General features: G+C 45.2%; 21 protein-coding genes and 1 riboswitch. Of the genes, 13 read left to right on the forward strand and 8 right to left on the reverse strand.

All coding sequences use genetic code 11. From position 1 onward, the window contains the following. The first annotated feature begins 97 nt into the window (after positions 1-97). Together PGH26_RS14945 and metH are read left to right on the forward strand one after the other, a co-directional pair. Positions 98-1,957 (forward strand): bifunctional homocysteine S-methyltransferase/methylenetetrahydrofolate reductase, encoded by a 1,860-nt coding sequence (locus tag PGH26_RS14945; protein ID WP_323691803.1) that lies wholly within the window; start codon positions 98-100, stop codon positions 1,955-1,957. After that, a complete protein-coding gene (gene metH / locus PGH26_RS14950; RefSeq protein WP_323691804.1) occupies positions 1,938-5,390 on the forward strand; it encodes a methionine synthase in 3,453 nt (1,150 codons plus the stop codon). Before PGH26_RS14945 ends, metH begins: the two co-directional genes overlap by 20 nt. A gap of 62 nt (positions 5,391-5,452) precedes the next feature. Here the strand turns inward: metH and PGH26_RS14955 are convergent, their stop codons facing one another. Then, a complete protein-coding gene (locus tag PGH26_RS14955) occupies positions 5,453-5,782 on the reverse strand; it encodes a hypothetical protein (RefSeq protein WP_323691805.1) in 330 nt (109 codons plus the stop codon). 131 nt (positions 5,783-5,913) lie between these two features. Next, complete coding sequence (locus tag PGH26_RS14960) at positions 5,914-6,093, reverse strand: hypothetical protein (protein WP_323691806.1); 180 nt, start codon at positions 6,091-6,093, stop codon at positions 5,914-5,916. A gap of 220 nt (positions 6,094-6,313) precedes the next feature. On the opposite strand from PGH26_RS14960, the gene PGH26_RS14965 reads away from it, so the two are divergent. Next, complete coding sequence (locus tag PGH26_RS14965; RefSeq protein ID WP_323691807.1) at positions 6,314-6,706, forward strand: thiol-disulfide oxidoreductase DCC family protein; 393 nt, start codon at positions 6,314-6,316, stop codon at positions 6,704-6,706. Between the two features lie 35 nt (positions 6,707-6,741). Here PGH26_RS14965 and PGH26_RS14970 read toward each other — a convergent pair whose 3' ends face one another. Next, the gene (locus tag PGH26_RS14970; RefSeq protein WP_323691808.1) at positions 6,742-7,098 is read right to left on the reverse strand and encodes a DUF779 domain-containing protein; all 357 of its coding nucleotides are present in this window, start codon (positions 7,096-7,098) and stop codon (positions 6,742-6,744) included. A gap of 24 nt (positions 7,099-7,122) precedes the next feature. Then, on the reverse strand, positions 7,123-8,664 hold the full coding sequence (gene adh, locus PGH26_RS14975) for an aldehyde dehydrogenase (protein WP_323691809.1): 1,542 nt from the start codon (positions 8,662-8,664) through the stop codon (positions 7,123-7,125). A 296-nt stretch (positions 8,665-8,960) separates the two neighbouring features. Here adh and PGH26_RS14980 point away from each other — a divergent pair, with 296 nt between their 5' ends. From PGH26_RS14980 to PGH26_RS15000, 5 genes are all read left to right on the forward strand, one after another. Continuing rightward, positions 8,961-10,118: a S1C family serine protease gene (locus PGH26_RS14980; protein ID WP_323691810.1), complete on the forward strand. Its 1,158-nt coding sequence runs from the start codon at positions 8,961-8,963 to the stop codon at positions 10,116-10,118. A 121-nt stretch (positions 10,119-10,239) separates the two neighbouring features. Continuing rightward, positions 10,240-10,935, forward strand: coding sequence for a response regulator transcription factor (locus PGH26_RS14985; protein ID WP_323691811.1), 696 nt, complete (start codon positions 10,240-10,242; stop codon positions 10,933-10,935). Next, entirely contained in the window at positions 10,932-12,344 is a 1,413-nt protein-coding gene (locus tag PGH26_RS14990; RefSeq protein ID WP_323691812.1) for a sensor histidine kinase, read from the forward strand. The genes PGH26_RS14985 and PGH26_RS14990 overlap by 4 nt, the downstream gene beginning before the upstream one ends. A gap of 132 nt (positions 12,345-12,476) precedes the next feature. Further along, positions 12,477-13,907, forward strand: a complete 1,431-nt coding sequence (locus PGH26_RS14995; protein WP_323691813.1) for a SulP family inorganic anion transporter — start codon at positions 12,477-12,479, stop codon at positions 13,905-13,907. Positions 13,908-13,933: 26 nt separating this feature from the next. After that, positions 13,934-14,353 (forward strand): universal stress protein, encoded by a 420-nt coding sequence (locus PGH26_RS15000; protein WP_323691814.1) that lies wholly within the window; start codon positions 13,934-13,936, stop codon positions 14,351-14,353. Positions 14,354-14,407: 54 nt separating this feature from the next. Here the strand turns inward: PGH26_RS15000 and wrbA are convergent, their stop codons facing one another. Continuing rightward, complete coding sequence (gene wrbA / locus PGH26_RS15005; RefSeq protein ID WP_323691815.1) at positions 14,408-15,019, reverse strand: NAD(P)H:quinone oxidoreductase; 612 nt, start codon at positions 15,017-15,019, stop codon at positions 14,408-14,410. Positions 15,020-15,109: 90 nt separating this feature from the next. Further along, on the reverse strand, positions 15,110-16,309 hold the full coding sequence (locus PGH26_RS15010; protein ID WP_323691816.1) for a DUF3238 domain-containing protein: 1,200 nt from the start codon (positions 16,307-16,309) through the stop codon (positions 15,110-15,112). Positions 16,310-16,399: 90 nt separating this feature from the next. Further along, positions 16,400-16,507, forward strand: a riboswitch (TPP riboswitch). Positions 16,508-16,624: 117 nt separating this feature from the next. Between PGH26_RS15010 and tenA the strand changes: the two genes are divergently transcribed. Genes tenA through thiW form a run of 5 tightly spaced genes read left to right on the forward strand, consistent with a single transcriptional unit; the run spans position 16,625 to position 20,087 of the window. Continuing rightward, positions 16,625-17,314, forward strand: a complete 690-nt coding sequence (tenA, locus tag PGH26_RS15015) for a thiaminase II (RefSeq protein WP_323691817.1) — start codon at positions 16,625-16,627, stop codon at positions 17,312-17,314. Continuing rightward, on the forward strand, positions 17,311-18,117 hold the full coding sequence (thiM, locus tag PGH26_RS15020) for a hydroxyethylthiazole kinase (protein WP_323691818.1): 807 nt from the start codon (positions 17,311-17,313) through the stop codon (positions 18,115-18,117). Before tenA ends, thiM begins: the two co-directional genes overlap by 4 nt. Then, positions 18,114-18,953, forward strand: coding sequence for a bifunctional hydroxymethylpyrimidine kinase/phosphomethylpyrimidine kinase (gene thiD / locus PGH26_RS15025; protein ID WP_323691819.1), 840 nt, complete (start codon positions 18,114-18,116; stop codon positions 18,951-18,953). Before thiM ends, thiD begins: the two co-directional genes overlap by 4 nt. Then, on the forward strand, positions 18,940-19,593 hold the full coding sequence (thiE, locus tag PGH26_RS15030) for a thiamine phosphate synthase (protein ID WP_323691820.1): 654 nt from the start codon (positions 18,940-18,942) through the stop codon (positions 19,591-19,593). Before thiD ends, thiE begins: the two co-directional genes overlap by 14 nt. Then, on the forward strand, positions 19,593-20,087 hold the full coding sequence (gene thiW / locus PGH26_RS15035; RefSeq protein ID WP_323691821.1) for an energy coupling factor transporter S component ThiW: 495 nt from the start codon (positions 19,593-19,595) through the stop codon (positions 20,085-20,087). The genes thiE and thiW overlap by 1 nt, the downstream gene beginning before the upstream one ends. Before the next feature lie 595 nt (positions 20,088-20,682). Here thiW and PGH26_RS15040 read toward each other — a convergent pair. Together PGH26_RS15040 and PGH26_RS15045 are read right to left on the reverse strand one after the other, a co-directional pair. Continuing rightward, complete coding sequence (locus PGH26_RS15040) at positions 20,683-21,225, reverse strand: histidine phosphatase family protein (RefSeq protein WP_323691822.1); 543 nt, start codon at positions 21,223-21,225, stop codon at positions 20,683-20,685. 96 nt (positions 21,226-21,321) lie between these two features. Continuing rightward, positions 21,322-22,188, reverse strand: a complete 867-nt coding sequence (locus tag PGH26_RS15045; RefSeq protein ID WP_323693539.1) for a dimethylarginine dimethylaminohydrolase family protein — start codon at positions 22,186-22,188, stop codon at positions 21,322-21,324. Between the last annotated feature and the right edge of the window lie 156 nt (positions 22,189-22,344).

A 22,344-nucleotide genomic window follows, 5' to 3' on the forward strand; every position in this document is an offset into this window, starting at 1 on the left:
AGACAATCATTTAGATGACAAAGCCTTCTTCGTACGTTAGAAGGCTTTTTTATTATTCTCTGCTTCATTGCTCTGCCGCAAGAAAGGATGATTGAAAATGAAATTACTGGAACGATTAAAAACAGAAGTCCTGACAGCGGATGGTGCAATGGGGACGCTTCTTTACGCTGAAGGACTGGACTTTTGCTATGAACAATTAAATGTTGAAAAGCCGGGTGTCATTCAAGGGATCCATGAACAATATATACAAGCCGGAGCGGATATTATCCAAACCAATACTTATAGTGCTAACTCCTATAAACTTGCTCGCTACGGTCTGGAGCATCGAGTACAGGAATTTAACGAGGCTGGTATTCAGATTGCTAAACAAGCTGCAGCAGCTGGCGGTCAATACGTGCTCGGTACAATCGGAGGAATCCGGAGTATCCGTAAAAGCGATGCAACGATTGATGAAGTGCTATCGATTGTTCAACAGCAGGCGGAACCGCTGCTTGCAGGTGATCCAGACGGATTATTACTGGAAACATACTACGACTTTGAAGAGCTGTCTGCAGTGGTGAAGCACCTTCGAAACCAAACGGATATTCCACTTATTGCCCAAGTCTCCATGCACGAACCTGGTGTCTTGCAAAATGGGCTGCAATTGAACGATGCCCTGCACCGATTGGACGATTTAGGAGCCGATGTCGTCGGGGTAAATTGCCGACTTGGTCCATATCATACAATTCAAGCATTTGAAGGCGTTGAACTTCCCGAGAAGGCATTCTTATCTGCCTTTCCAAACGCTAGTTTGTTAGATGTCGAGGATGGCAGGATTGTTTATGTATCTGAAACCGATTACTACGGGCGAGCAGCTCGATTGTTACGGGACGAAGGTGTCCGGCTGATTGGAGGATGCTGCGGAACAACCCCTGCCCACATTGTCGCCGTGAAATCTCAATTGGCTAATCTGCCGCCCATTACTAAGAAAACTGCAGTTCCGCATAAACCGATTGTTATTCGGGATGCCGAACCGGCACGTTATGAACCTTTGCACACAAAGGCAAAACGTGAGCGCACAATTCTCGTTGAGCTGGATACACCGCGTCACTTGGAAACTGAAAATTATTTTGAGGGGGCTCGTCAGCTTCAAGAAGCGGGAGCGCATGCTGTGACAATGGCTGATAATTCTCTCGCTTCCCCGCGGATTAGCAATCTGGCGATGGCGTCTATTGTGAAGCATCAAGATGATATTCGGCCACTCGTCCACATTACATGCCGGGATCATAATTTGATTGGATTGCAGTCTCACTTGATGGGATTGGACGCATTAGGAATCCACGACATTTTAGCAGTGACTGGCGACCCTACTAAAATCGGAGACTTTCCCGGGGCAACAGACGTTTATGATGTTTCTAGTCTTGAACTCTTCCAGCTGATTAAAAAGCTGAATGAAGGAATTTCATTTTCCGGCCGTCCATTACGCAAAAAGGCAAACTTTTCAGTCGCGGGTGCGTTCAATCCGAATGTCCGAGTCGTAGAACGCGCGGTGAAGCGTCTTGAGAAAAAGATCGAATGCGGTGCTGATTATTTCATAACACAACCGGTCTATACAAAAGAGAAGATTATTGAAATCTATGAAGCCGTCAAACATTTGGATACTCCCATTTTCATCGGCATTATGCCGTTAACAAATATTCGAAACGCCGAATTCCTGCATCACGAAGTTCCTGGTATTAAGTTATCTGATCAAGTGCTCGAACGCATGAGAGCCTGCGGGGATAATCGGCAGGCATCGACTGCTGAAGGGATTCGAATTGCTCAAGAATTAATTGATACAGCTGCATCTTTATTTAATGGCATTTACTTGATTACCCAATTTTTACGTTATGACATGACGGTAGAGCTTGTACATTATATTAACCAGATTGATGCTGAAAGAGAAAGAGAGGTGCACCATGTCACAACAACTTATTAAAGATGAACTAAAGAAACGAATTCTCGTGATGGATGGTGCGATGGGAACGATGCTGCAAAATGCAAATCTAACGGCAGAGGACTTCGGCGGTGAAGCATATGAAGGATGCAACGAATATTTGAATCTGACAAAACCCGACGTTTTGACTCGGATTCACCATGAATATCTTGAGGCAGGTGCTGATATTATCTGCACGAATACCTTCGGCGGTACGCCTGTCGTGCTGGACGATTACGACTTAGGCAGTGAAGCGGATATCATTAACCGACGCGGTGCAGAACTTGCACGCGTTGCAGCGGATGAGTTCTCGACAGCTGAACATCCACGATTCGTCGCAGGAGCAATGGGTCCAACGACCAAAACACTGTCTGTAACAGGCGGAATTTCGTTTGACCAACTGGCAAATGATTTCTACGTCCAGGCGAAGGGATTAATCGACGGCGGCTCGGATCTTCTATTAATGGAAACCAGCCAAGACATGCTGAATGTTAAAGCTGGCACGATTGGGATCCGCCGGGCTTTTAAAGAAACTGGCCGGGAACTTCCAGTGATGATTTCTGGAACGATTGAACCGATGGGAACAACATTGGCTGGACAAAGTATTGAAGCCTTCTACGTTTCCATCGAGCACATTAACCCTCTTTCAGTCGGTCTTAACTGTGCAACGGGACCTGAATTCATGACGGATCATTTACGTTCTTTATCAGAACTCGCAACAGGGTTTGTCAGCTGCTATCCAAACGCCGGGTTGCCAGATGAGGAAGGTCATTATCACGAATCTCCGGAATCGCTTTCGAAAAAACTGGAAGGTTTTGCGGACAAAGGCTGGCTCAATATAGTCGGCGGCTGTTGTGGAACAACGCCTGCTCATATTCAAGCAATCCGCTGTGCTGTGGATGGAAAAACTCCACGTCCTCTCCCTGCAGTAACTCATGGACATACCGTCTCAGGTATTGAACCGCTTTTGTATGATCCGAGCATGCGTCCGATTTTGATTGGGGAACGGACCAACGTTATTGGTTCACGTAAGTTCAAACAGTTGATTGTCGATGGGAAAGTGGAGGAAGCGGCTGAAATCGCACGGGCTCAAGTTAAAAACGGCGCCCATGTCATTGACGTTTGTCTCGCTAATCCAGATCGTGATGAGTTAACAGATATGACAGATTTCATGAAGGAAGTTGTGAAAAAGATCAAAGCGCCTCTGGTCATTGACTCGACCGACGAAAACGTTATAGAAGAAGCACTGAAGTACTCCCAGGGCAAAGCAATTATCAACTCCATCAACTTAGAGGATGGCGAAGAGCGCTTCGATGCAGTAATGCCGATTGTTAAGAAGTACGGAGCAGCAGTCGTGGTAGGGACAATAGATGAAGTCGGTATGGCTGTTACACGGGAACGTAAATTGGAAATCGCCAAAAGATCGTATGATTTACTTACAAACAAGTGGGGACTCGCACCTGAAGATATTATTTTCGATCCGCTTGTATTTCCTGTGGGAACAGGAGATGCACAGTATATCGGCTCTGCTGTTGAAACGATTGAAGGAATCCGGCTGATTAAAGAACACTTGCCGCGGGCACTCACCGTCCTAGGTGTCAGTAACGTTTCGTTCGGACTGCCTCCTGTAGGGCGTGAAGTATTGAACGCTGTCTATTTGTATCACTGCACGCAGGCCGGACTGGATTATGCCATTGTAAATACCGAAAAGCTTGAACGCTATGCGTCGATCCCTTCAGAGGAAAACGATATGGCAAATGCGCTGTTATTTACAACAACCGATGAAACACTCGCAGCCTTCACTGATTTTTACAGAGGAAAGAAGAAAGAAAAAACAGAAGATGATATTCCGAAAACCGTTCCTGAACGTCTTGCTTATTATGTTGTGGAAGGAACGAAAGAAGGACTGATTCCCGATTTAAATGCCGCACTGAGCCAGTATGATGAGCCTCTCGACATTATAAACGGTCCACTTATGAAGGGAATGGCAGAAGTCGGCAGACTGTTTAATACGAATCAGCTGATTGTTGCTGAAGTGCTTCAAAGTGCTGAAGTCATGAAAGCCTCCGTGTCTTATTTGGAACAGTTCATGGAGAAAAAAGAAGACGACAATGGGAAAGGAAAAATTGTGCTCGCAACTGTAAAAGGGGATGTCCACGATATTGGGAAAAACCTTGTGGAAATCATATTAAGCAACAATGGGTTCAAAGTTGTGGACATTGGAATCAAAGTAACACCTGCACAGCTGATTGAAGTCATCCGGAATGAGAAGCCGGATATTATCGGACTTTCCGGATTACTCGTCAAGTCAGCCCAACAAATGGTGCTGACTGCTCAAGACTTCAAGTCTGCAGGAATTGATTTGCCGGTAATGGTAGGCGGCGCTGCACTCACTCGTCGATTTACGGATACTAAAATCGCACCGGAATACGATGGACCTGTCATTTATGCAAAAGACGCGATGCAAGGATTGGACCTTGCGAACCGTTTACAAGGCGGGGAAAAAGATGCGCTTCTTCTTGAACTAGATCAACAGCTGGAAAAGCGGGCCGCAAATGATGCTATTAAAGCAGCTAAGGCTGCTGATAAGGAAACCTCTGCGGTTGCGGTTGCAATCCGTCCTGTGAAAACAGTCCGTTCAGATGCTCCTATTTTCATTCCGAATGATTGCAGAAAGCGAGTGCTGCGGGATTACTCCATCTCCCACCTCTCCCCTTACGTCAACATGAGGACACTGATTGGACATCATCTGGGACTTCGCGGGTTTACGGATTCGACATTGAAAAAGCGGGAACCGCGCGCAGTGGAACTGCATGAAATGGTGACTGGATTTTTAGAGTCTGGAAAACTAGGAGCGTCCGGCTTGTACCAATTCTTCCCTGCTCAAGCGGATGGAGATGACGTCATCATTTATGATCCGCGAAACCAAAAAACTGAAATTGAGCGATTTACATTCCCTCGACAACAGCAAGATCCATTTCTTTGTTTGGCTGATTACTTGAAGCCGGTGGATAGCGGTGAAATGGATTACGTTGCGTTCATGCAAGTAACGGCTGGCCACGGAGTCCGTGCAGAAGCGGAACGGTTGAAAGCAGAAGGTAAGTTTTTGGAAAGCCACGCGTTTCAAGCGACTGCCCTTGAGCTTGCAGAGGGCTTTGCAGAACGGGTTCATCAGGAAATCCGTGATCAATGGGGATTCCCAGATGCCACTGATTTCACGATGAAAGACCGGTTTGCAGCAAAATATCAAGGACAGCGATTCTCCTTTGGCTATCCTGCCTGTCCAAACTTGGAAGACCAGGCGAAACTGTTTGGGTTATTGAAGCCAGAGGACATTGGAGTTCACTTAACAGAAGAATTCATGATGGAACCTGAAGCTTCCGTATCCGCAATCGTCTTTGCTCATCCAGATGCACGTTACTTCAATGTTGAATAAAGAACGAAAAAGATCCTGCAGGAGAGTGAATTCAGTCTCCTGCAGGATCTTTTGTTACATTATCATCTTCCCCAAGGCATTGGTCCAGGTCCCATCGGAGGTCGTTGAGAACCCCATTGCCCCATTCCCGGTCCTGGTCCGAAACCAGGTCTAGCTTGAACCGTCTGCCCCATCATTGTTTCATTCACTTCTGTGTAATAATGGCGAGGGATTTGAACGGTATGTTGGCGGTTTACGTTGACGAACGGATGAACTACTGGCAACTCCTGCGGCGAGAACGTATCGTGGTAGCGGTACTGCGTCGGACAGATTACCGGCTGTGCCTGATTATTGCAAGGTTGCATGGGTGGCATTGGTTGTGGCTTCATGCAGCGATTGTGATTTTGTTGCATCATCTTCATCACCTCCTCCCTCCATTACATGCAAGTTCCCGTGTATAGAACGGGCTCTCGCCTTGAAGGGAAAAAAATTGATGAAAGACTTTTCTGCTTTAAAACAAAAAACCTTCCAAATCGGAAGGTTTTTACTGATAATCCCGAGGGAGTTCGTGCTCGTCAAACCCCATTTCCGACGGGTGTTCTGGGGAATGGTCTAGAAATCTGCTAAGGTCTGGAGCACCTTCTCCAATCATGTGCAGCATGGCGATGTAATCCATGTTGCTCCGTAAACTCATTTCATCTGGATGAATGTTTTGACGTTCCACTTCGATCACCTTCCCTTAATGTAATTACAGATGGGACTTTCCACGGTGAAGCGTATAGGACCAAACAGACAACGTTTTCTCACCTACAGTCTATCATATGTTCAATAGATTGTAAAGATTATTCAGTCTACTCAACCACTGCATTAACAGAATTGTATTGTTTCAGCAGTTTTGTTTTCGGATATAGTATAGATACGAAGTTATTTAAGGAGGTTCCCACATGAAGCGAATAGTACTATTCGACGGTGAATGCAACTTTTGTGATGCGAGTGTTCAATTCATTATTAAACGTGATCCATATGAGTATTTTCAGTTTGCTTCCCTTCAAAGTGAAACTGGCGCGCAACTTTCTAAAGACTTCGGGGTCCCGGATGATGTAGACAGCCTCGTACTCATTGAAAAAGGAAAAGCGTATACGAAATCAGGCGCCGCACTCCGAATTGCCAAGAAACTGGATGGACTTTGGCATCTTGCCTTTTTGTTCATCATTGTGCCTGCTCCCATACGAGACAGTGTTTATGACTTTGTTGCTCGCAACCGATATAAATGGTTCGGAAAAAAAGAAGAGGCTTGTATGCTTCCAACTCCTGCAGAGCGCAAGCGTTTCATATAACAAAGACGGCACCCGGATAACGGGTGCCGTCTTTGTTATGTTTGGAGCTGTTCCACCTCTTCATTGGTAAATGCACGTGAACGGGTGAGAAATCTTTTGCCTTCTACCCCTTCGAGTGAAAACATCCCGCCTCTTCCGTCCACAACATCTATAATCAGCTGTGTATGCTTCCAGTACTCAAATTGACTTCGTAACATGTAAAATGGAACGCTGCCAATAAATCCAAGAAGCACATCCTGATCACCTATTAGTAAATCACCTTCCGGATAACACATGGGTGATGAGCCGTCACAGCATCCTCCTGATTGATGAAACATCAACGGACCGTGTTTCTGTTCGAGTTGCTTGATCAGTGCCAGCGTTGCTTCTGTCGCAATAACCCGCTCTGTCATTTGCTGCTCACCTCTCTAATTCGCTTAAAAGAATCCTTGTTTCTGTTCACTGTAGCTGACGAGCATGTTTTTCGTCTGCTGGTAATGCTCGAGCATCATCAAGTGGTTTTCCCGGCCGATTCCGGATGCCTTATAACCGCCAAATGCAGAGTGCGCCGGATAAGCATGGTAACAATTCGTCCAAACGCGGCCCGCTTCAATACCGCGTCCGAAACGGTATGCCGTATTCATATCACGTGTCCAGACACCTGATCCAAGTCCGTACAGTGTGTCATTTGCGATTTCCAGTGCTTCTTCTTTTGTCTTGAACGTTGTAACTGCAACCACTGGTCCAAAAATTTCTTCTTGGAAGATCCTCATCTTATTGTGACCTTTGAAGACTGTCGGCTTCACGTAATATCCATCCGCCAAGTCGCCCTCCAGCTTATTCTGCTCGCCGCCCGTCAGACACTCAGCACCTTCTTGCTTTCCGATGTCGAGGTAAGACAAAATCTTCTCGAGCTGTTCTGTAGATGCTTGTGCGCCCATCATGACTGTTGGATCGAGTGGATTACCAACTTTGATAGCTTCAACACGCGCCAATGCTTTCTCCATAAATTTGTCGTAAATGGATTCTTGGATTAGCGCACGGGAAGGGCATGTACATACTTCTCCCTGATTCAATGCAAACATGACAAACCCTTCTACCGCCTTATCCAGAAAGTCATCGTCTTCTGCCATAACATCTTCAAAGAAGATATTCGGTGACTTTCCGCCAAGTTCAAGTGTTACTGGAATGATATTTTGGGAAGCATACTGCATAATCATCCGGCCTGTAGTAGTTTCTCCTGTAAATGCGATCTTACCAATTCGCGGGTTGGATGCAAGCGGCTTCCCTGCTTCCAGACCGAATCCGTTCACGACATTCAATACACCTGCGGGCAATAAGTCTTCAATCAATTCAACAAGTACTAGAATCGATGCTGGAGTTTGCTCCGCTGGCTTAAGAATCACACAGTTTCCTGCAGCCAGTGCAGGTGCGAGTTTCCAAACTGCCATAAGGATTGGGAAGTTCCATGGAATAATTTGTCCGACAACGCCAATAGGCTCGTGGAAATGATAAGCAACCGTATCGTTATCAATCTGGCTGACACCGCCTTCTTGAGCACGAATTGCCGAAGCGAAATAACGGAAGTGATCAATAGCTAATGGCAAGTCCGCATTCAGCGTTTCACGAACGGCTTTCCCGTTTTCCCACGTTTCTGCTACGGCGAGCATTTCCAAGTTCTCTTCCATCCGGTCTGCAATCTTCAATAAAATGTTAGAACGCTCCGTTACTGATGTCTTCCCCCAAGCATCCTTGGCAGCATGTGCAGCATCGAGTGCAAGTTCGATGTCTTCTGCAGTGGAGCGTGCCACTTGCGTAAATACCTTCCCCGTAACTGGAGTCGGGTTGTCAAAGTATTCTCCATTAATTGGAGCTGTCCATTTACCATTTATGAAATTATCGTATCGTTCCTTGAAATTCACCTTTGCGCCTTCTGTGTTCGGGTTTGCGTAAGCTGAGTTCTCGACTTTTTGTACCATTTCCATTCCTCCCATTTCTGCAAGTTTAGTAGAAAATCAATGCATGTACTTTGCACACATGAACACTCTATGCCGGGTTGTCCTCGAGCATGAATGATGTATGCGCTTTCATTCAAAAAAACAAGAAAATTTCATTTCACTTCAACTATATCTGACTAGTTTGATTATTACAATTTTATTCTACTATAGAATTCATTCTTCTAACTATTAATAACTTGTTAACGTCTCGGTAATAATTTGTTCATAATTTCGATTTACACTTACTTTATCAACAATAGATAAAGGAGCGATGGACAATGAATACATCAAAAAGCAAATGGCTTTTATCCACAGTCGGCGCAGGAGTTCTTGGATCTGCATTAACACTTGGTGCAGTTACAAATACTGATATTTTAAAGCAAGATAGTGGAACTCGAGCGGCAGTGCAGTCAGACAACACTGCCCCTTACAACGTCCAAACTACCGGTTCAACTTCTCAAAGCACGTTGTCCGATATGGTAGCGGATGCATCAAAAGCTATAGTCGGTGTGGATAACTATCAATCGGCTGGAAATCGTTTTGCGGGTTCCTCCGAATCTCAAAAAGTAGGAACAGGTTCAGGAGTCGTCTTTAAAACGGAAGGGTCCGATGCGTATATTATTACGAATAACCACGTGATTGAGGATGCCTCTAAAATTGGAATTACAACAGCAAGCGGTAAAGAGACTGAAGCTGTTCTAGTCGGTACAGATCCTTTAACAGATCTAGCTGTTCTCAAGATGGATAAAAAATATGCGGAAGGTACATTGGCTTACGGAGACTCTGAACAACTGCGTGCCGGTGACGCAGTTGTTGCAATCGGCAATCCGCTCGGACTCGACTTCTCAGGTACCGTGACACAGGGAATTGTAAGTGCACCTACCCGCTCCATTGACGTCGATACATCTGCTGGAAAATGGGAGATGGACGTGATTCAGACAGATGCCGCCATTAACCCTGGCAACAGCGGCGGCGCACTGTTAAATGCATCCGGTGAATTGATTGGCATTAACAGTTTGAAAATCGCTCAAAATGGCGTTGAAGGTTTAGGTTTCGCAATCCCAAGTAATGATGTCAAACCGCTGGTTGAAAAACTAATGAAGGATGGCAAAATCACACGTCCTTATATCGGCGTTGGTCTCGTAGACCTTGCAGATGTTCCTGAAATGTACGTACGTGATATACCGGACAGTGTAAAAGGCGGTGTTATGGTCGGGAATGTAGACCCTGATTCTCCCGCTGGAAAAGCTGGTTTCAGAGAAGAAGATGTCATCACTGAGGTCAATGGGAAAGCTATCGATTCTTCAACTGCTTTGCGTAAAATTCTATACACAGATTTGAAAGTTGGAGATCAAGCGAAGTTCACTATCTACCGGGAGGGCAAACAGCAAGTTGTGAATATAACACTCACAAGTAATGCGGATGTCAAAAAGTAAGTGTGAGTTCAGCTGTCCGGACACCTGTTAGTTGGGTTCTGGACAGCTTTTTGCATTGGACAAATGAGTTGCATGAATAGACATTTCCCGATAGCTTTAAAAGCAAAGGAGGCGGACTTCGTTGAAGATTCTTGTCATTGAAGACAATGAGAGTGTGTCACAGATGATTGGGTTGTTTTTTGAAAAGGAAGGTATTGACGGCGAATTCGTCTTGGACGGAAAAACTGGCTTAGCACGAGCCGAACAAGATACTTGGGACTGCCTGATTATCGATTGGATGCTGCCTTCGATGGATGGCGTCACAATATGCAGATCACTCCGCAAAGCCGGAGATGACGTCCCGATTATTATGCTCACGGCAAAAGATGGCGAGTCGGATCAGGTGCTCGGGCTGGAAATGGGAGCTGACGATTACGTAACGAAACCTTTTAGTCCTCTTGCGTTAATGGCACGTATTAAAGCGGTCACACGCAGACGTCCGGCAAAAGAACTCACAGTGAATCCTATGCTTGAAACTGTGCATTTCCGTGTAGATGAAAGCTCCCGTGAAGTGTTTGCAGACGGGATGGCCATCGAGAACTTAACACCGAAAGAATATGATTTACTCGTCTTCTTCATCCAGCATCCGAAACAAGTTTTCTCACGGGATCAGCTTCTGGAACATGTCTGGGGATTCGATTTTTATGGCGACGATCGGACGGTAGACGTTCATATTAAACGGCTTAGAACGAAGATAGCTGGTATTGGAACGTCAGTACTCCACACTGTTTGGGGAGTCGGATACAAGTTTGATGAATCAGAAGAGGCATCCTCATGAAAGTTAATTACTTTACTCAGCAGTTAGTCAGTCACGTGAGTGTGATTGTTGCTGCAATTCTTTTAGTCGGGCTGCTTTTCTCCCACTTTTTCGAGCAATACGTATATGATACGAAAACCGATGAGCTCGCACAATATGGACATGCCCTTCTGACTGACATCGATCGCAGTCCCAAGCCTTCGCAGCAAACGCTTCAATCGTTCGGACAAGTGCTGAACAGCCGGGATATCCAGTACAGTCTGTTCGATGAGGAATCGAAAATCATCTACTCCACTGGACTTAAGACTCCACTCATTGAACTTAACGAATCAGAGTGGGCTCAGCTTCAAAGCGGGAAAGCCGTTTCTGTGCGCCAGGAGCAAAGCCGCTTCGATCAGGCAGTGACATTTGTGCTGCTCCCTTATTTCCAAGGTCCTCAGTTCGTCGGCGGTATTCTCTTAACCTCCCCGATTGAAGGTCCAAGGGAAATCATTTCACAGATGAATCGATATTTAGTCTACGCTGCCCTTACTGCACTTGCGGTAGCTATTGTTCTTAGTGGATTACTTTCCATCTATCATGGACGGCGCATTAAGAGATTACGCCTGGCAACTGCCGCAGTTTCTGCTGGTGATTATACCATTCGTATTCCGGAAAGCGGCCGGGATGAAATCGATGCATTGGCAACTGATTTCAACACAATGGTTCGCGACTTGTATACTTCGCACGAAGAGATTGAGAACCTGGAAAACCGGAGACGGCAATTCATGGCCGACGTTTCTCATGAACTTCGTACGCCGTTAACGACCATTCGCGGAACGATTGAAGGGTTGCGGAGTGATTTGATTTCAGAAAAAGAAAAAGACAAAGCACTGCAACTTGCGAGCGGAGAAACGAAACGGCTGCTGCGCCTTGTTAACGAAAACCTGGATTATGAAAAAATCAGATCGAACCAAATTACGTTGATCAAACAGCCGATTCGGATTATAGAATTATTCGAGGTCATTCGCGAGCAATTAGAACCCGCAGCACAACAGCGCGGAACAGCAATTCGTTTAGAGTCTCCTGAGACACTAACAGTTTTTGCTGACTATGATCGTCTCACACAAATCTTGCTCAACATTACGAAAAACAGTATCCAGTTTACGGAAAGAGGAGAAATTTCGTTACTGGCGAAAACAGATAGTCAGCACGTCATTTTAGAAATTCAAGATACCGGTATCGGAATGGATTCGGAAGAGGTCGAAAAGATTTGGAGCCGTTTCTATAAAGCAATCGATTCCCGCACGTCCAATCCATACGGAGAATTCGGACTTGGGCTTTCCATTGTTCGCCAGCTGGTGACGATGCATGGAGGAACAATTGAAGTCTCCAGTCAAAAAGGGCATGGAGCATTGTTTACAATTCAACTTCCTAAAGAATCGATCTAATTCGAAAATGTGTTGAGATTTATTGTACAGATTTATGAATACCCATTTATTGTCGTGACTCCCCGTGATACACTAAAACGATGCAGTACACCAAGAAACTCTGCAACTTTTTATATAAGGGAGTCCACAATAATGGCAACATACTTAAAACAGCATTGGTTCTCGAATGTGCGGGCTGATGTACTCGCAGGTATTGTCGTAGCCCTCGCACTCATTCCTGAAGCCATTGCGTTTTCAATCATTGCAGGCGTTGACCCAATGGTTGGGTTATATGCTTCATTCATCATCGCTGTTGTCATTTCTTTTACAGGCGGGCGCCCTGGCATGATCTCTGCAGCAACCGGTTCCATGGCATTGCTCATGACTCCGCTCATTCGTGACTATGGGCTCGATTACTTACTAGCCGCCACAATCCTAACGGGTGTGATACAAGTTATCTTTGGCGTCTTCAAAGTTGCGAAGCTGATGAAGTTCATTCCGAATGCTGTCATGATTGGGTTTGTAAATGCCTTAGCCATTCTTATCTTTATGGCGCAAGTTCCCCATTTTCTGGGCATTTCTACAATGACGTATGTTTTTGTTGCCATCACATTGCTTATTGTTTATATCTTACCTAGATTTTTCACAGCAATCCCTGCGCCGCTTATTGCGATTGTAATTTTGAGTATCGTCGCAATCTACTCAGGTGCAAACTTACGAACTGTAGGTGATCTCGGTACAATTACAAAATCATTACCGAACTTCATCATTCCTGACGTGCCTTTTACACTTGAGACTTTGATGATTATACTGCCTTATTCTGTTGCTTTAGCAATTGTCGGTTTGCTGGAAACTCTTCTAACTGCCACGATTGTAGACGATATGACCGCTACAGATAGTGAAAAAAACAAAGAAGCCCGCGGACAAGGAATTGCCAATTTCATTAATGGCTTTTTCGGAGGAATGGCTGGCTGTGCAATGATCGGTCAATCGGTCATTAACGTCAAATCAGGCGGCAGAACGCGACTGTCAACGTTTGTGGCAGGAGCGTTCCTAATGTTTTTAATTATCGTGCTGGGCGACTTAGTTGTTCAGATTCCGATGCCTGTTCTCGTCGGGATTATGATTATGGTTTCAATTGGAACATTCGACTGGGGCTCTTTCACATATATTAGAAAAGCACCTAAAGCAGACGCTTTGGTCATGCTCACAACAGTCGTTATTGTGGTAGCAACAAATGATTTGTCTAAAGGGGTCATTGCCGGAGTTGTATTGAGTGCTGTTCTGTTCGTTGCTAAAATCTCCAAAATCCATGTAGATCGCATCGTTGAGGATGATTCCATACGCTACGCTGTGAAAGGTCAATTATTCTTTGCATCCGTTGAGAAATTCCATGATTCGTTTCATATGGATGAAACCACTGGTACCATCATCCTCGATTTTACAGATTCACAAGTATGGGATGATTCGGCAGCTGTCGCTGTTACGAAAGTGACGGAATCCTATCGCAGCAAGGGTTTGAATGTAACAATTATCGGATTAGGGGAATCCAGCAGGCGTCTGCTCAACGAGCTCATGACCTGACTCTATTGATCAATGAGGTGGCAACGATGTATCAGACAATCATGCTCGCTGCAGATGGATCTGAAAACTCCATTCGCGCAGCTAGAGAAGCTGCCCGGCTTGCTAACTGTTCAGATGACTGTACGATTACAATTGTATTTGTCGCTGATTTTGACAAGGCTAAAGAATCTGTCCTGCACGCAGAAAGTAAGGACTCGCTGGACCTGACACGCCGAAAGCAACTAAAACCTGTGGAATTGGTCCTTCGTGAATACGATGTCCCTTACAACGTACAAATTCTGCATGGCGAGCCTGCACCTGCGCTGATCGACTATGCGCATTCAGAGTCGTTCGACCTTGTTGTAATCGGAAGTCGAGGGCTTAGTTCTTTCCAAGAAATGATTCTCGGCAGCGTCAGTCATAAAGTGATGAAGCGCTTAAGATGTCCTGTATTACTCGTGAAATAGCAAAACCGTCACCCGGGTGGGTGACGGTTTTGTTATTTTCTAGAACGATCTAACTCATTCCATATGCTGAAGTGCTTTAGCAACAGTAACTGTTCTCTTCGCTTGATAGTCCACTGCCGCTTTAATGGCTTGTCGATCTGTTTTCATTTCGCCGTCTTGTGCAACCGCAACACTTGTTCCGTAAGGGTTTCCTCCCGCTGCAAATAACACTGGATCTGTATAGCCCGGTGCCGCGACAATTGCTCCCCAATGGTACATCGTCGTATAAAGCGATAAAATTGTTGCCTCTTGTCCGCCGTGTTCGTTTTGTGCGGACGACATTGCACTCACTGCTTTGTTTGCAAGTTTGCCTTGAGCCCATGATCCCCCAACAGTGTCGATAAAACTTTGTACTTGTCCAGGAATATTTCCAAATCGTGTTGGCACACTAAAAATAATCGCATCTGCCCATTCCAGATCTTCCGGGGTCACTTCTGGAATATCCAGCGTCGCGTCATGATGTTTTTTCCATGCCGCGTTGGATTCGATTGCCGCTGCAGGAGCCGTTTCCTTCACTTTTAATAACTTTACTTCAGACCCCGCTTCTGCTGCCGCTGCTGCCGCCCATTCTGCCAGCTGATGATTCGTACCTGTTGAACTGTAATAAACAATCGCTGTTTTTGTCATATTCGTCCCTCTCCCTTTTATCTTGAATTCAAGATAAATATAATTGATTACCCTATCATTGTCAAAAGTGCTGCCTAAACACGAGTTGCCTTAATTGATATTGGAAAAACGCCAATACTGATATGCTGTAACACCGCTCATATAAGCAAGTCCTTCACTGCGACTTTGGTGAACAGGAATCCATCGATGGGTCTCCCCTTTTTTTAGATAAATTTCATGATTTGGAGACTGGTCATGGAAACCCGTGAGGTCAAACGTACCATTCCTCCTCAATACGGCCATCACCTCGTAGTTGATATCGGGTGCAGTTGTAAGAGGATTGCCAACAGCGTGTTCCAAAATGAATCGCGACTCGTTTCGATTATAATTTGACTGCTTTAAAAAAATCCCTTCATCTGTAGCTGTTTCAGAATCCCGAATTTCTTTATCTAATCCATAAGCAACACTTTCTCCGACCTTCTTTGTGAAAGTGATAGGCTGATCCGGATTGTTTGCAGTGATCTCTATATCTACAAATGTCCGATAGTTATCTGATTCGGGGTCGAACTTTCGATTATCCCCTTTAAAATATCGATTCGGGGATAGGACGTTCGGATTCTCAAGGATGTCATCTTCCAGAAAAGTTTTGTAACGGAAAGACCAATGGTTAACTGGTTCAGGTTTATGATAATCACGAATTGAAGCCAATAATGCTGTGGGCTTGTCAATAGATTTCATTATCGTGAAACCTTCAATATTAGCAGGCCGTTCATTCTCTTCTGGCAAGAAGACCCCTAACGCTTTGGCGATGAAAGAGCGGGCGTTGTTAAAAGTTTCTTCAGATTGAGCAATTGGTCTTTCACAGTAAACTGCGTACGTAATTGGCTCATCTATATTGAAATCCCGATCGATGTATCGATTTGAATCCACTTGAGCAAGCTGTTCACCATTACGATAAATCGTATACGTTTCAGTATTACTCAGTCGTTCCCAAGACAAAGCAATCTGTGTACGTGCGATGATGGTGGTCATGACAAGTGATTGAAGAGGATTGCTTTTGTTCTTCTCCACGGAAAACGTGGACGTCTGCATGACGATTACATCTTTCACTTCATCATTTACATGCCGTTCAATTGTATATTTATAAAATGTATCCGCTAAAATGTCTGTATCTTGAAAGTCAGGGGATGTACCTTCGTAGATGTGCTCGCCGTCTTTATACACATGATACGTTCCGCCTGCATCGTCCCAATCAAACGCAATCCGCCCAACTTCGTGGGTAACAGATGTAATTTCAAAACGCTGCGACATTACATAGCCTCCTTTTTACGTAGTAATTGTATTTTGCCCTTATTGCCAATTTTTAAAACTATGGTATAGTGAGGGGGAAAACTGAAAACGATTGCCCACTGGGGGAGTCTTTGTAAAAGACTGAGACGCGTATAGATATGCGGACCCTTGGAACCTGATCTGGCTCATACCAGCGGAGGGAAGTGGATCGCAAATGGACACGTCTTTTTTCGGGCAGATCCCTGAAAACTTCCTATAACGCGAGCCGCTCCTTCGACTGATGAGTCGATTGGGGCGGCTTTTTTTCGGTTCATTCATCGAAAGGGGCGGTTTTAAATGACATTTTGTGAAGAAGTTCGTAAGCTTTGTAATGAAAGCTGGGAGGCTAGTTTCAATCATCCATTTGTCCAGCATTTAGCGGCAGGGACACTGCCTGAAGACATTTTCAGATTTTACGTTCTTCAGGATTCCTATTACTTGAAGCATTTCGCAAAAGTCCATGCACTGGCTGCAGTCCAAGCGAAAGATTTACCGACCACACAACGCTTTGCGCAACACGCTGAAGAAACATGCGGTGCTGAAATTTCACTTCATGAAGGGTTCTTTGAATTGCTTTCTGTTTCGGATAAGGATCTCTCATCTTTTCAGGCTGCGCCAACAGCGTATGCCTATACTTCACACCTCTATCGAACCGCAATGACTGGAAATCTTGCGGATACACTAGCGGCATTACTTCCTTGCTATTGGCTGTATTACGAGATTGGTGAACGATTGAAAAACGCTGAGCCGAATCATCCGATCTACGATAAATGGATTGCGACTTACGGGTCAGAATGGTTTGAACAAGCCACACGCGAACAAATTAACCGCATGAACGAGCTGGCGGATTCTGTTTCTGCTGAACACCGTGAAGAACTGAAAGCACATTTTGTGAAAAGCAGTCATTACGAGTTGCAATTCTGGGAAATGGCTTGGACGAAACAACAATGGGAAACAGATGGTGTAACGGAGGTTTCAGTTTCATGAGACAACAAACTATTCTTAAGAACCTCAGACAGACAAAACCATTAGTCCATTGCATGACAAATAGTGTAGTTGCTAATTTCCAAGCAAATGGCTTATTAGCTCTTGGAGCTTCTCCCATCATGGCCGATTCCTTGGAAGAATCTGCGGAAATTGCTGCCATTTCTTCTTGTACTCTTTTGAATATAGGAACACTGGATCCAACAACAGTCAATTCCATGATTGCAGCTGGAAAGAGTGCAATCCAACATGGTCACCCTCTCATTCTCGACCCTGTTGGAGCAGGCGCTACTGCGTTTCGCAAGCAAACTGTGAATCATTTATTAGATACCTTGGACTTTTCGTTAATTCGAGGAAATGCGGGCGAAATTGCAGCTATTGCTGAAGTTGCATGGAATGCAAAAGGAGTTGACGCTGGAAGCGGTGACGTTGATATTACAGATGCAGCGAAGCAAGTTGCTCTGCGGAATAACTGTTTAGTCGCTGTTACTGGCGAGACCGACCTAGTTACGGATGGAGAGCGTGTGATTCGGATATCAGGCGGACATGAACTAATGCCGCTCGTTACCGGTTCCGGGTGTCTTCTAAATGCTGTCGCCGGAGCGTTTTTAGCAGTTAGTCAGGCGGATGCTCTTCATACAGCAGCGGAAAGTCTTGCGTTTTATAAAAAGGCTGGTGAAATCGCAGCAGAGCAATCATTTGGACCTGGTGATTTTGCTATGAATTTCTTAAATACGCTTCATTCCACAGAATCCTCTGATGTTACCGATGATCAATTCCAGTACGAACAGGAAGTGATGTCATGACATCAGCAGCGTTAACGATTGCCGGTTCCGATAGCGGGGGCGGTGCGGGAATTCAAGCGGACTTGAAAACGTTCCAGGAACTAGGTGTATTTGGCACATCGGCATTGACGGCAATTACAGCTCAAAACACATTAGGCGTCCATGCTGTACAGCCTGTGGATGCAAGAATTGTTGCAGCTCAAATACAGGCGGTTCTCGATGATTTACCCGTGAAAGCGATTAAGACCGGAATGTTATTCTCCGCGGAAATCATTCAGTCCGTTGCGCATGAACTAAGAGCATATTCAGCAATCCCGCTTGTTATCGACCCCGTCATGATTGCAAAAGGCGGAGCGTCATTATTGCAAAACGAAGCCGTGGCTGCTTTGAAAGATCAGCTGCTCCCTGCAGCGACACTGATTACACCAAACATTCCTGAAGCTGAAGTATTAACCGGTCAACTGATTCGTTCAGAACGCGACATGGTACTTGCCGCAAATACGCTGCTGTCCATGGGGTGCTCTGCAGTTCTATTAAAAGGAGGGCATCGTGAAGATGTCCCTTATGCAGAAGATTTGTTCTTGACGGCAAACGGTGAGCACTTTCTAATGCGATCAAAGCGAATTGAAACACGACATACACATGGAACAGGATGTACATTTGCTGCTGCGATTACTGCCGAGTTGGCGAAAGGTCATTCATTGGAAAAAGCAGTTGTGACTGCAAAACATTTTATACAACTGGCAATTGAAAACGGAATTGAACTTGGGCAAGGTCACGGTCCTACCAATCATGGTGCTTTCAGGAACAGCGGCTATTTGAAGACACAGGAGGTAGAACTCATTGAAAGACGTTGATGTACGTGTGTATTTCATAATGGGGTCGTTTAACGCAGCATATGGAGAGCCCTTAGAAGTGTTAGAACAAGCACTGCGCGGAGGGATTACGTGCTTTCAGCTGCGGGAAAAAGGACCGAATGCATTACAAGGGGATGAAAAGCTGGCGTTCGCAAAAAGCTGTCAGCAATTATGTCAGGCATTTGGTGTTCCCTTCATAGTGAATGATGATGTTGAGCTTGCATGTCGGATTGACGCGGACGGGGTACATGTCGGTCAGGATGACTTGTCTGCTGCGGAAGTGCGCAGACAAATCGGTGAAGACAAGTTGTTAGGCGTTTCTGTACATTCTATCGAAGAGGCAACCGCCGCGCTTGCCGCGGGTGCGGATTACATAGGGATGGGACCCGTGTATCAAACCGGTTCCAAGCCGGACGCGAAGCCCGTGGCAGGAACTTCCCGGATTTCTGAAGTAGCTGCACTTTTCCCCGAACTCCCGATTGTTGGGATTGGCGGGATTACTGCTGCTAATTTGGATAGTGTGATCAAAAGCGGCGCGGACGGAGTTTCCATCATCTCGGCAATCGCGGGAGCTGGAAATCCCGAAAAGACGGCTCGCTCGATTGTTAAAGCAGTTCAGTATATTGGGGTGAATCTATAATGGGGACACGTAAACTTGCAATTATGGCGTTGCTCGTTTCAATCGCCGTGGCAGGATCCGTATTTGTTTCCTTCCCTGCTGGAATTGCACGGGCCTATCCGATTCAGCATGCGGTTAACGTGGCTGCTGCAGTGTTTCTCGGCCCAATCCCTGCAATTATGATTGCTTTCGTGACTGCAGTTATACGAATTTTAACAGGCACAGGATCATTGCTCGCTTTTCCAGGCGGGATGATTGGTGCAGTTTTTGCTGGACTGCTGTTTCAAAAAACAGGTAGAGTTTGGACAGCAGCTTTAGGGGAGATGATTGGAACCGGCCTAATTGCTTCCTTGTTCGCAGTTCCATACGCGGCGCTTTTAATGGGGACATCGGTCGGGGCGTTCTTCTTCCTCCCGCCTTTCCTTGTTTCTAGTGTGAGCGGAGCGTTGATTGGCGGGGTTCTGGCTGCCCGATTACTGCATCACCCTGTGGGAAGACGATTGCAGCATATGTGATGTATGGACTGTAGGGCTGTGGCTGGTGATTCTGCAGTTTGGCGGGTTTTTTGAGGCTGGCGCTTGGGGGTATGAGTGCTTTTTGTGAGTTTATGATCATTTTGCTAGGGTTATGAGCGCTTTTTGTGAGTTATGATCACTTTGCCTGGGTTATGAGCGCTTTCAGCAGGTTTATGATCACTTTGCCTGGGTTATGAGCGCTTTTCGTGAGTTATGATTACTTTGCCTGGGTTATGAGCGCTTTTCGCGAGTTATGATCACTTTGCCTGGGTTATGAGCGCTTTTCGCGGGTTTATATCACTTTGCCTGGGTTATGAGCGCTTTTCGCGAGTTATGATCATTTTGCTAGGGTTATGAGCGCTTTCCGCGGGTTTATATCACTTCGCCTGGGTTATGAGCGCTTTTCGCGAGTTATGATCACTTTGCTAGGGTTATGAGCGATTCTCACAGTTTATGATCACTTCATCTGAGTATAAGCAACCCAGATGATTTATGAGCACTTCCACTGCCCAACAAATGTTCCCTTACGCTCTCCCTGTGACCATCACCCAATATTAAAAGCGTCCATGAAACCCCATGGACGCTTTCATTTGTTTTATTCATGTTCCCACAAATGGGTGATTTCTGCACCCGCATCGGTCATGCGCATCTCGTAGACGTCTGGATGCTTAATGGCCTGCCACTCTTCAAATCCAATGCGTTCATTAAAACAGCGCATGAGCAGTACGAGTAACAAGCTGTGTGTTACCAATACCGTGTGACTGTTATCGGGGAGCTCATCAATGACTTCACATGCCCGCTGCATCGCATCATTTGATGTTTCACCGTCTTCATAAGAAAGATTCAAATCTAAAAATGTATCTTCCACTTTTAATAACCAGTCCTCGAAAACTTGTGAACTCATTTGCCGCTCCGCCAACCTGCTGTCTTCTTCAGTATGAATTCCTAGTTTGTCCCCAATCGCATTTGCCGTCTGACGTGCGCGCATGAGCGGACTTGTGATCACCCGCTCAATTGGATAACGTTCTAAAAACTGCGCAAGCTCGGATGCATGCAAAACACCTTCAGCCGTTAATGAGTCCTGCGCTGTAAATCCTTCCGCCTCACCATGGTTTATGAGATAAATTACTTTCTCCATAGAATACCCTCCTCTTCACTAGTACTGATTATTAACCTATATAATCAGGTAGAAATTGAAAAAGCCGCTTCTGTAAATAAGCAGCGGCTTCATCAATTAATCGTTTCGTACTACTGGCATCGAACAGCAACGGAACGAGCCGCCGGATTTAATAATTTCTGAGAAGTCGACTTCAATTACATCGAAACCATTACTGCGCATCGCTGCATTGACTTGGGGATTCTGCGGCAAACTAAACAGCTGTCCTCTTCCAATCGACAATACATTTGTACCCATTGTGAATTGTTCTTCTTTGTTAACTTCAATCAGTTTATACATCGACTCTAATTTGCTGCGGGTTTCATCATCAAATGCTTCAGGGAAGTACAATCCGGTATCAGGGGATAGTACGTTAAATACACAATCTAGATGTAAGTATTTTTCATTAAAAGGAACCTTGATCACTTCGTGGTCAGGGAGAGACTGTTCTAAATGTTTTACAGACTCTTCACTCGTACGGCTGCTAATTCCAACAAACACACGATTTCGGTCTACAATCACATCTCCGCCTTCAACTCTGCTTTCTGAGACACGGAAAGGGATGTTTTCTTTTAGCAGCCAGTTTTGAAGGGCTGCTTCTTCTCCTTTACGAATATCACTTGCCATATCCGCAAGAAATAACCTATCTCCAAGTGTAAAACCGATGTCTCTAGTGAATACCTGCTCTGGGTAACGCTCGGAAGAAGGTAACTTTATCACTTCCACATTGTGCTCTCTCAGTTTTCTTTCAAATTCCTCATGTTGCTTCATAGCTTTTGTACGGTCAATATTTTCATCTTTATATTTCTTTTGTACATCATTGATTATATCTTTAATCGCCATATACTTAGGTTCACACAAAACGACCCGGCGTAATGTACCATATTCTGTTGCACATTTTGCTGCTGGTGTCGAAGAATGGGATTGATCTTTCTGGTTGTCCATTGCTTGAGTAACAGGGGAGTTCATAGTTGTTCATCCTCCAGTTAATTGAGTATCTGCTTTAAATATTCCCCTTACGTAAACCTTTCAAACGGATTCTCGGCGCTAATATCCATTCAATTTGATGAATAAAAAAACAGCATAATAAATGAATCCGTT

The organism is Sporosarcina jeotgali, assembly GCF_033304595.1.
Classification (GTDB): domain Bacteria; phylum Bacillota; class Bacilli; order Bacillales_A; family Planococcaceae; genus Sporosarcina; species Sporosarcina jeotgali.

Excerpts from the sequence above, each read along its gene's own strand:
- PGH26_RS14945 (WP_323691803.1), top strand. The coding sequence starts at position 98 with ATGAAATTACTGGAACGATTAAAAACAGAAGTCCTGACAGCGGATGGT.
- metH (WP_323691804.1), top strand. The coding sequence starts at position 1,938 with ATGTCACAACAACTTATTAAAGATGAACTAAAGAAACGAATTCTCGTG.
- PGH26_RS14955 (WP_323691805.1), bottom strand. The coding sequence starts at position 5,782 with ATGCAACAAAATCACAATCGCTGCATGAAGCCACAACCAATGCCACCC.
- PGH26_RS14965 (WP_323691807.1), top strand. The coding sequence starts at position 6,314 with ATGAAGCGAATAGTACTATTCGACGGTGAATGCAACTTTTGTGATGCG.
- PGH26_RS14970 (WP_323691808.1), bottom strand. The coding sequence starts at position 7,098 with ATGACAGAGCGGGTTATTGCGACAGAAGCAACGCTGGCACTGATCAAG.
- adh (WP_323691809.1), bottom strand. The coding sequence starts at position 8,664 with ATGGTACAAAAAGTCGAGAACTCAGCTTACGCAAACCCGAACACAGAA.
- PGH26_RS14980 (WP_323691810.1), top strand. The coding sequence starts at position 8,961 with ATGAATACATCAAAAAGCAAATGGCTTTTATCCACAGTCGGCGCAGGA.
- PGH26_RS14990 (WP_323691812.1), top strand. The coding sequence starts at position 10,932 with ATGAAAGTTAATTACTTTACTCAGCAGTTAGTCAGTCACGTGAGTGTG.
- PGH26_RS14995 (WP_323691813.1), top strand. The coding sequence starts at position 12,477 with ATGGCAACATACTTAAAACAGCATTGGTTCTCGAATGTGCGGGCTGAT.
- PGH26_RS15000 (WP_323691814.1), top strand. The coding sequence starts at position 13,934 with ATGTATCAGACAATCATGCTCGCTGCAGATGGATCTGAAAACTCCATT.
- wrbA (WP_323691815.1), bottom strand. The coding sequence starts at position 15,019 with ATGACAAAAACAGCGATTGTTTATTACAGTTCAACAGGTACGAATCAT.
- PGH26_RS15010 (WP_323691816.1), bottom strand. The coding sequence starts at position 16,309 with ATGTCGCAGCGTTTTGAAATTACATCTGTTACCCACGAAGTTGGGCGG.
- tenA (WP_323691817.1), top strand. The coding sequence starts at position 16,625 with ATGACATTTTGTGAAGAAGTTCGTAAGCTTTGTAATGAAAGCTGGGAG.
- thiM (WP_323691818.1), top strand. The coding sequence starts at position 17,311 with ATGAGACAACAAACTATTCTTAAGAACCTCAGACAGACAAAACCATTA.
- thiD (WP_323691819.1), top strand. The coding sequence starts at position 18,114 with ATGACATCAGCAGCGTTAACGATTGCCGGTTCCGATAGCGGGGGCGGT.
- thiW (WP_323691821.1), top strand. The coding sequence starts at position 19,593 with ATGGGGACACGTAAACTTGCAATTATGGCGTTGCTCGTTTCAATCGCC.
- PGH26_RS15040 (WP_323691822.1), bottom strand. The coding sequence starts at position 21,225 with ATGGAGAAAGTAATTTATCTCATAAACCATGGTGAGGCGGAAGGATTT.
- PGH26_RS15045 (WP_323693539.1), bottom strand. The coding sequence starts at position 22,188 with ATGGACAACCAGAAAGATCAATCCCATTCTTCGACACCAGCAGCAAAA.